Annotated in this window: 1 pseudogene; it reads left to right on the forward strand. The window is 67.9% G+C overall.

The features are described 5' to 3' along the window. Positions 1-264: 264 nt before the first annotated feature. A pseudogene (locus tag FCI23_RS64730) lies at positions 265-908 on the forward strand (IS1634 family transposase); the annotation flags it as partial. Between the last annotated feature and the right edge of the window lie 315 nt (positions 909-1,223).

Here is a 1,223-nt window from a genome sequence, read left to right on the forward strand (position 1 = left end):
CACCGAAGCCGCCGAGCCGACCGAGGCCGTCCTGGTGCCTGCCCGCGTGCCGGCCCAGGTTGCCCAGGCACCTGGGCACGTACACCGGCCCGATCGCGATCGGCATCCGCGCCGAGGAACCGTCCCCGCTGGTCACCTTGAACATCGGGGGCGCCGAGATCACCATCGGCATCTACGAAGGCGAGCACATCAATCTGGACAACCACCAGCCCACCCAGCGGCACGCCGCCGTGACCGTCAGCCGCGCCGACCTGGTGAAGGCCGGTCGACTCCGACGACCGCTTCGTGATCTGCTTCAACCCCGAACAGGCCACCCGCGACGCAGCGATCCGACAGACGCTCCTGGCCCGTCTGTCGGAGACCATCAAGGACACCGACCGCCTCACGCGCCCCGAACGTGACCAGCTCGCGGGGCAGTTGTCGACCAAGCCGGGCCTCAAGCGGTTCTTGCGCCAGACCCCCGGCGGCCTGCTTCGCATCGACAAGAAGAAGATCGCCGCCGAGGAGCGGCTCGACGGCAAGTACCTCCTGCGCTCCTCCGACCCGAAGTTGAGTGCCGAGGACATCGCTCTGGGAACAAGCAGCTCCTTGAAGTGGAACGGGGCTGGAGGGACATGAAGCAGATCATCGATCTCCGCCCGGTCTACCACCGCCGCGAGGACCGCATACGCGCTCACGTCGTGCTCTGCTGGCTCGCCCTGCTCCTGATCCGCGTGGCCGAGACCTCCACCGGCCACACTTGGAACCGCCTGCGCAAGGAACTGGACCGCCTGCACGCCGTCACCTACACCGGCCCCGCCGGCACCTTCCGCCAGGCCACCGACCTCACCAAGCCCCAGCGCGACATCTTCACCGCCCTGAACGTCACCCCGCCCAAGAAGATCATCGATCTGAACGCAGGCCGCTGACCAGCCACTATCCTCCCGCCTAGTGACACGCCATCTCGGCGTGCTCCTAGGCGTTTCCGCAGGTCAACCCATATATTCGTGCCCTAGCCGACACCCCTAACTGCGGACTCAGGTCAAGGCCGTAGCGACTTGAGGCCGGTGCCCGGGTCGGCGCTGACTGGTGGCGCCGGAACCAGGATGGTGCAGTTGTGTGTCTCGCCCCGGTGGTGTGGTCGTGGTGCGGGCAGGCTCGGCTGCCGGTCATCCCTTCGCGGGCTCGTGTCCGGCCGTGGGCGCGGACGGGCCTCTGCATGGGGGCGTTTCGCGACGGCCGAC

It is taken from the genome of Actinacidiphila oryziradicis (assembly GCF_005047355.1).
Classification (GTDB): domain Bacteria; phylum Actinomycetota; class Actinomycetes; order Streptomycetales; family Streptomycetaceae; genus Actinacidiphila; species Actinacidiphila oryziradicis.